The sequence below is a fragment of the Plectonema cf. radiosum LEGE 06105 genome (assembly GCF_015207665.1).
Lineage (GTDB): Bacteria > Cyanobacteriota > Cyanobacteriia > Cyanobacteriales > Nostocaceae > Rivularia > Rivularia radiosa_A.
In genome coordinates, this window is the sequence record NZ_JADEWL010000223.1 from 1 (window position 1) to 7,120 (window position 7,120).

Below are 7,120 nucleotides of genomic sequence, written 5' to 3' on the forward strand. Positions count from 1 at the left end.
CCTTGTCCTCTTCTTACTTTCTACTCCAGGGAATCATCGGATCTTTGGCGAGTTTTTTAGATACTTCGTATGCACCGTAACGGTTGAGGTGACTGGGATCGGAAAAATAATCGTTAGCTTCAAGCCATATTTGACTTAAGTTGCGGTAAACGAAGTTGGAGCGATTTGCAAAACTCAGCATATATTCCTCAAACTTTTGTTCGTATTTTGTACGCACAGGATCTAAATAATCTGCCGTCAAGGGCATATTTATAAATACTACATTTATACTTTGAGATTCTGTGTAGTTGAGTAATGCTTGTAAAGCTGCGTTTTGCTCGCCAAGTAAATCAAAATTTTGATAGTCTTGATCGTAATTACCCCCAACTCTTGGGTGTTTTTGATAATAAGTATTGGGTTCAAAGCGAATGGATAAAGGTAAAAATCCATCAAAGTCTACTGCATAATTTTCAGTATCTTCTGAAAGATTTGTTGCATCCCTTGCATAATCTGCCTTCAAAGCGCTAATTATGGGTAGAGATTTATATATCTTGTTAATTTGACTTTTTAATTGGTCGCGTTTGTTGTAGGAATTTGAAATAGTAGCGAATCCTTCATTTAGTTTGTCGTTAATAATTTCATAGCCATTGCTTTTTTGTTTAGCAATTTCTGTTTCTCTAAGAGTTTTTGGCTGATTTGTGGAGCCAACCCTTGCTAAAGATGTTTTGAGAGCATATTGATAACCAGGTGATGCGGCGATCGCCTCAAAGGTATTATCTCCTCTACCGCTATTAAAGGCACGAGAACCATCTGCCCAGATAATTGTATGAGGTAATTCCGATGGCTGAAGTACGCGACGAATCACAAAATCTACAACTTGGGCTGTGGCACCGTTAATACCAAAATTAAAAACATCAACATCTGGATAACCTTCTGTTGCTAAACCTTTCTTCAACGCATCTGGATCTATACCTCGTAAAGCGCGGGAGGAACCGATAATTAATACATCGGGTGGCGCACCATTTTTTACCAGACGCTGTTTATATAAAGCCAATTGTTCATCTAACTGACGAGCATTAAAACTCGGAAGTGGCGATCGCGCTGCTAAAAGTATAGCGGTTGCTGTTGCTTTACCTCGGTTGGAGTTGTTTTGGGTGGTGAAGTTAGAACCATTAAATACCTCGTTTGAGTTAGGGTTAGGTTTTTCTTCGCTGGTGTTGGAAAGAAATGCGGTTTTTGTTTCTTCGGTACTTGTATTTGGCAGGGATTGAGTAACTGTTGCAGTTGGGAGTGCAAAGGTAGTCAAAATTGAACCTAATAGCCAATCAGTTTGTAAACTGAGCAATAATCCGAGACTACCCCAAATTAAAGCAACGCGACGGACTTTTGTTTGCGAATTTGATTCAGATGGCTGTTTTTCAATAAATAACTGGGTTCTTAAAAACCAGTTTTTGACAGTTTCACCCCAATCTTTGGCTACATCAGTAACAAATGCATGGATTTCTTCGGTGGTTAAATCGGGACGCAATACAGATTCGTCGTCGTTGGGTAACAGTTCCTGTACGTAGGCGGAAGTTGCAGCAAATTCTGGAGTCGCTTCGGGTACTACTCGTTGACGCGGCTTGAAGTCTGTACCTGATTGCCAAAATGGTTTTTTATTACCGGCACGTCGTCCGTAAACGCGGACTCCTCCAAGGTCGGATAACTGCAAATGGTTAATAAAATTAATCACTTTGGCAGCTACTTGTTTACGTGCTGGACATACTGGAGCATCGCACATGATGTGTAATAAATCTTGTTTACGCCGCAAAATTACGCGAATACCGCCAGTTTTTAAACGGTTGTCTAAATTGGGATTGAGTAAACGTTGGAGTAAAAAAGTAATTGCTTCAATATCGCCGGAATTAGCTAATTCAATCGGTGGTGTTGCTAAAGCTGGATGCTCCTTAGCTGGTAAAGACAGCCAATCGATCCAAGCGGGTTCGGAAGATGAAACTGTTTGTTGTCCGTAAATAGCTGCCGATAATATACCTTGGGGAGCTAGTGCTTCTAAAGTCGGAACAATTTTATCCAAACACAATGTTTTAGGTGGAATCACTGAAGCTTCTGAAGATTCAGATCCTGGGGTACAAAATATATGTAGCGTTGAATCTTGTAAAGAAGCTTGCACCTTCACCTTAGAATTAGCAAATTCCAGGTTTAAAAGCCTGATAATCGCTTGTACATCTCCCCACCTAGCCCATTCCTTGAGCATCACCTCTGGGGGTGTTAAATCAATCAACAGCAGCCAATCGGGTTGAGTTTCGCCAACAACTTGTGTAGAAATAACTGCATCTTGATAGCCCAATAACTTCAGATGTCGTAATTTCGCTGCTACAGGTTCAGCAATTAATGATGGATCTGGTGTGTAATTTGATTGACAAAAAACCCATAAACGGCTTTTATTTTGAGCAGTGCTGTCTGATGGCTGTTGTTTTCTGACCTTGACTTGGACTGCTACACCAAAAGTACTCAGGGTTTCGCTAAGATAGCGAGCAATTGCCGAAGGATCTCCTTGACGGGCTAAACTTTCGTTCGATAAAATTAGCGCTCCGCTTGGCTTATGGGCTGTTAAAAGCGCCTGATTTACCTCTTCTAAGTGCTTGTCAAGTTGATTTAAGTAAACCTTGTGACACCATTGGGGGCGTTTTTCGCTTTTTTTCTTTCCATAAACGAAAACTTGGTATATTGAAGATTGTTCGCTTTTTGCTAAAGCATCTAAATCAGTTTGCTGTAGTGCTTTAAGCAAATCGGATAAAGTTTGCCAGCGAGCAGGTCCAGACTGTGATTCACAGAGAATGTGCAGGTCGTTTCCTCGCAACCGGACTTTTACCCCCAAAGAGTTTATTCCTGTTGCTTGGCTTACCCACTGTGCTAATGATTGTTGGGTTTGTATAAAGGCTGTTTTCATCTGTTGTGGACGAAAAGGAATTGAGCAGACGCACAAAGGGCTGGCGAGTACTAGTAAACTAGAATCATCGAACTATTTAGCTAGGAAGTTTTTTTTTAACACTTTTGCGATCTTATTGGTTTACTTGTTGACTAATTTAATTTGCCCATATTAACGGAGTAAAAAACGATTAAGCTCTCCACTTGTGAATTTTTGTGTTTTATTTAACTTATCTTACTGCATCGTCAAAAATATCTATGTCACTTGAGTCTGTTAATTCTAAGTCATCTAAAGCCGAATTAAATTTGGGCTTATTCTCAATTCCCCAGTCCGTCATACTGCAAGCTGGTACCGTTTCTGTCCTAACATTAGTATTAGCAGAAAAAGCTACGCGAGAAGCACTCATAGCCGTAGGACAAGCCAGTGAAGAATTATTTCGAGGCGAACGCCTACCCCTACTTGATTTTCCAACTTCAAATTCGGCAGATTAAAACAGTGAACAGTGAACAGTGAACAGTAAACAGTAAACAGTAAACATTCTTAGTATGGTGAGGGATTTAAACTAATACTCCAACGCCGACCACCAACGATCGGTGAGGGACTAGCCCTTTTATTGTATAAACGTTACTGATAACTGATAACTGATAACTGTTAAAGCAGCATACGCAGTATAAAAAGTCTTAACCCGTCTTTGGATGTAAAATTTATCAGATGTGGGTGTCGCAACCACGAAAAAATAATAAACAGTAATCAGTTCTATATATTATTGAGGATATGAGTACCGTTTTATACCCTTCGGCTCAGGCTGTAAGTATCTACCCCGCATCAGATTTGTTTTTGCGCCATCGCTTGCAAATCGTTGAGGAAATGTGGGAATTGGTTCTCCGTGAAGAATGCGGACAACAAATGGTAGACCTCCTCAAACAGTTACGCGATTTATGTTCCCCAGAAGGACAAGCAACGGATAACCAAGCTGCTTCAGTATCGAGCTTAATTGAACAATTAAATATTAATGAAGCAATTAGGGCAGCTCGTGGATTTGCCTTGTATTTCCAATTGATCAACATCGTAGAACAAGACTACGAACAGCAGCAGCAATTGAGTCGCTATGAAGAAGATGGGGAAACAGAAACTTTACCCCATATTATTTATTCGAGCAATCATCAACAAGAGGATGTTCATTTAAACAACGGAGTTAATGCAGATTTACTAGTCAAAAATTGGCAAGCCAAACCTAGTGTAAAAGACAAAGGAACGTTTGCCGAATTATTCCCCAAGTTATTTAAATTAAACGTACCACCAGGACAAATTCAACGCTTAATTGCACAATTGGACGTGCGTTTAGTGTTTACAGCCCACCCAACTGAAATAGTCCGTCCAACGATTCGAGATAAACAGCGGCGAGTAGTAGATTTGCTGCAAAAACTTGATACATCAGAAAAACGCTCTGGCAATATCACCGCAGGCGGATATTCTTGGGAAACAGCCCAACTTCGCTCTCAATTATTAGAAGATATTCGTTTATGGTGGCGTACTGACGAACTGCATCAGTTTAAACCCAGCGTACTGGATGAAGTAGATTATGCACTGCACTATTTTCAGTCGGTGCTGTTTGATGCTATCCCGCAATTGTACGAGCGTTTAAAATACGCTTTGAATTCAACGTTTCCCAGACTTGAGCCACCAATTAAAAGCTTTTGTCAATTTGGTTCTTGGGTTGGTTCCGATCGAGACGGGAATCCATCAGTAACACCAGAAATAACTTGGCAGACGGCTTGTTATCAACGCCATATGGTGTTGGAAAAATACATCGAATCCGCGAAAGGATTGATTGAATTATTGAGCGTGTCGCTGCACTGGAGCGATGTTCTACCGGACTTATTAGAATCCCTGGAAATCGAACAGTCCCAGATGAGCGGAGTATACGATGCATTGGCTTTACGCTATCGTCAGGAACCTTATCGCTTGAAACTCGCTTATGTAGTCAAGCGACTGGAAAATACACGGGAACGTAATTCAGCATTGTGGAAGCGCGAAATTATCAAAGATGACAAAGCTCCAATTTACCGTTCCGAAGATGAGTTTTTAACGGATTTAAGGTTAATTCAACGCAACTTGTCACAAACGGGTTTAAAGTGTCAGCAGTTAGAAAATCTTCTCACTCAAGTTGAAATTTTTGGCTTTAATTTGACACAACTAGATATTCGTCAAGAATCAACCCGTCACAGCAGTGCAATCGGCGAAATTTTAGAATATCTAGGAATTTTACAGACAAATTACGAAGAACTACCAGAACAGCAGAAAATTGCTTGGTTAATAGAAGAACTGCAAACTAGAAGACCATTAATCCCCGCACAGTTAGCGTTTGGAGATAAAACCAACGAAGTTGTAGAAACGATGCGTGTATTGCGATCGCTACAACAAGAATTTGGTTGCAACATCTGTCAGACTTATATTATTAGTATGTGTCGCTCGGTGAGCGACGTACTTGAAGTATTACTCTTAGCCAAAGAAGCAGGACTTTACGATCCCGGAACCGCCATCGGTACAATCCGAGTAGTCCCCTTATTTGAAACAGTAGAAGACTTAGTGCGTTCGAGACAAGTCATGCGAGACTTGTTTTCCCTTCCTCTGTATCGCGCACTACTCGCGGGAGGGTATGCAGCCTATGAAGAAGAGAAGAGGACAAAGGAACAAAAGGATAAAGAAGCATTTTCTTGCCCAGTTTCTCCCTTAAATCCCAATTTACAAGAAATAATGTTGGGGTATTCGGATAGTAATAAAGACTCCGGTTTTCTGAGTAGTAATTGGGAGATTCATAAAGCCCAAAAATCATTGCAGCAAATAGCCGAAGAACATGGCTTAAGCGTGCGAATCTTTCATGGACGGGGTGGTTCAGTGGGACGCGGTGGCGGTCCGGCTTACGAAGCAATTTTGGCGCAACCAGGTAAAAGTATTAACGGGCGGATCAAAATTACCGAACAAGGAGAAGTTTTAGCTTCCAAATACTCCTTACCCAACTTAGCGCTGTACAATCTCGAAACAATCACCACTGCGGTAATTCAAGCCAGTCTGCTCAGTGCTGGGTTTGACAATATCGAACCCTGGAACCAAATTATGGAAGAATTATCAGCGCGATCGCGATCGCACTATCGGGATTTAATTTACGAACAACCCGATTTTATTGACTTTTTTCATCAAGTTACACCCATAGAAGAGATTAGTCAGCTACAAATAAGTTCCCGTCCGGCCCGTCGTCCATCGGGTAACAAGGGCTTAAGTGGTTTACGGGCAATTCCTTGGGTATTTAGCTGGACGCAAACCAGATTTTTACTACCTGCATGGTACGGAGTCGGTACAGCTTTACAAGAATTTTTAAACGAAGCTCCCGACGACCACATACAATTACTACAATGCTTCTACAGAAAGTGGCCATTTTTCAAAATGGTGATTTCCAAAGTAGAAATGACCTTGGCAAAAGTCGATTTACAAATGGCTCGACACTATGTAGAGGAACTATCCAAACCCGAAGATAAGCAGCGCTTTGATGGGGTATTTAACCAAATTTCCAGCGAATACTACCTGACAAAAAATTTAGTCTTACAAATCACCGGACACGAAAGACTTTTAGATGGAGATCCAGTTTTACAGCGTTCGGTACAGTTAAGAAATGGAACTATTGTACCTTTAGGATTTATTCAGGTATCTTTACTTAAACGTTTGCGGCACAGTAAAACCAGCGCAAGTTCTGGAGTAATCCACTCCCGTTATAGCAAAGGAGAATTGCTTAGAGGTGCGCTGTTAACTATTAACGGAATTGCGGCTGGGATGAGAAATACTGGTTGATGAGAATTGGTAATTGGTAATTGGTAATTGGTAATTGGTAATTGGTAATTGGTAACTTTAACTCCCGTCCTCCGGTGGTACTAACTCCTAACAATGAGCAAACAATCATCACAAAAAAGATTACTTATTTGTACCTTTTTAGCCCTTGCATCTGGCTTTTTCGGCGGTTATGTTGGGGGACAAATGAGTGTACAAGGTCACAGTCAAAATTGTCAAAACCAGCGTTGGGAATTATTTAAAACAGGTTGTAAATTCGTAGTGGCACCGGGTGCAATGTGGCAAGGTAGCACTACAGGAATTTGGACTGGAAGTGTTTTGGGTGGATTCTTTGCTGGGTTAGTAACTCGGAAGGAATAAGGGATAGGG

Annotated in this window: 4 protein-coding genes; 3 read left to right on the forward strand and 1 reads right to left on the reverse strand. The window is 41.0% G+C overall.

What is annotated here, in order from left to right; translation table 11 throughout:
• Positions 1-13: 13 nt before the first annotated feature.
• The gene (locus IQ247_RS30655) at positions 14-2,929 is read right to left on the reverse strand and encodes a DUF1574 family protein (RefSeq protein ID WP_193925801.1); all 2,916 of its coding nucleotides are present in this window, start codon (positions 2,927-2,929) and stop codon (positions 14-16) included.
• Positions 2,930-3,165: 236 nt separating this feature from the next.
• Between IQ247_RS30655 and IQ247_RS30660 the strand changes: the two genes are divergently transcribed.
• The 3 genes from IQ247_RS30660 to IQ247_RS30670 all read left to right on the forward strand — a co-directional run bounded on the left by IQ247_RS30660 (position 3,166) and on the right by IQ247_RS30670 (position 7,111).
• Complete coding sequence (locus IQ247_RS30660) at positions 3,166-3,399, forward strand: hypothetical protein (RefSeq protein WP_193925803.1); 234 nt, start codon at positions 3,166-3,168, stop codon at positions 3,397-3,399.
• 283 nt (positions 3,400-3,682) lie between these two features.
• The gene (ppc, locus tag IQ247_RS30665) at positions 3,683-6,754 is read left to right on the forward strand and encodes a phosphoenolpyruvate carboxylase (protein WP_193925804.1); all 3,072 of its coding nucleotides are present in this window, start codon (positions 3,683-3,685) and stop codon (positions 6,752-6,754) included.
• 93 nt (positions 6,755-6,847) lie between these two features.
• Positions 6,848-7,111, forward strand: a complete 264-nt coding sequence (locus IQ247_RS30670; protein ID WP_193925805.1) for a hypothetical protein — start codon at positions 6,848-6,850, stop codon at positions 7,109-7,111.
• The last annotated feature ends 9 nt before the right edge of the window (positions 7,112-7,120 follow it).